This is a genomic window from Variovorax defluvii, assembly GCF_039541515.1.
GTDB classification, from domain to species: domain Bacteria; phylum Pseudomonadota; class Gammaproteobacteria; order Burkholderiales; family Burkholderiaceae_C; genus Variovorax; species Variovorax defluvii.
The window spans coordinates 1-1,018 of the sequence record NZ_BAABGJ010000049.1; the positions used below are offsets into that span (position 1 = coordinate 1).

Here is a 1,018-nt window from a genome sequence, read left to right on the forward strand (position 1 = left end):
TCACCACCCGCGTGGAGATTGCGCCGCAGAGCCTGTCGACCGGTACCTTGAGCTTCTCACTGGTGCCCGGCCGCGTCGCAGCCATTCGCACAACGCCCGACGCGTCCGCCACGCCGCTCGGCAGCGCCGCCTTGCTGGCCACGGCCATTCCCGCGCGCCCTGGCGACCTGCTGACGCTGAAGGACATCGAACAAGGCCTCGAGAACCTGAAGCGCGCGCCCACCGCCGAAGCGGACATCCGGGTCGAAGCGCCCACCGCACCCCATGCCCAGCCCGGCGACAGCGAACTCGTCGTCAAGTACGCCCAATCCAGGAAATGGCGCCTCGCCTTGAGCCTGGACGACAGCGGCACCGCAGCCACGGGCCGCTATCAGGCCGGCGCCACCTTGTCCCTCGACAACCCCTTCGGGTTGAACGATCTGTTCTACCTCCACGCCAACCACGACCTCGGCAACCACGCGTTCAATGATCCGGCCAAGGGCACCGAAGGACAGATCGTTCACTATTCGCTGCCGTATGGCGATTGGCTGCTGGGCTTCACGGCCTCCGACAGCCGCTACCACCGCAGCGTGGCCGGGCTCAGCCAGGACTATCTCTACGCCGGCAAGAGCCACAACGCCGGGCTCAGGCTCTCGCGCCTGCTCCATCGCGATCACGACAGCAAGACCGTCATCGCCATCGAGGGCTGGCGCCGGGCATCTCGCAACTTCATCGAAGACGCCGAACTCGACAATCAGCACCGCGTGGTCGGCGGCTGGGAACTGAGCCTGAATCACAAGGCGTACTTGGGCGAGGCGTCAGCAGAAGGCACGCTGGCCTACAAGCGCGGCACGGGCGGTTGGGGATCAAAGGCTTCTCCGGAAGAACGGGCCTACGGCAACGGCGCCAGCGCATTCCTGGAGGGCACCTCGCGCCTGAAGCTCTACACCGCCGACATCAGCCTCAACGCGCCTTTCACGCTCGGCGGCCAGAAGCTGCGCTATTCGGGCCTGGTCCGGGCCCAGCGGAACCGTACGCC

General features: G+C 66.7%; 1 protein-coding gene. It reads left to right on the plus strand.

All coding sequences use genetic code 11. The features are described 5' to 3' along the window. Window positions 1-1,018 (plus strand): ShlB/FhaC/HecB family hemolysin secretion/activation protein (locus tag ABEA07_RS16425; protein ID WP_345539164.1); only part of this gene is annotated, 1,018 nt, incomplete at both ends.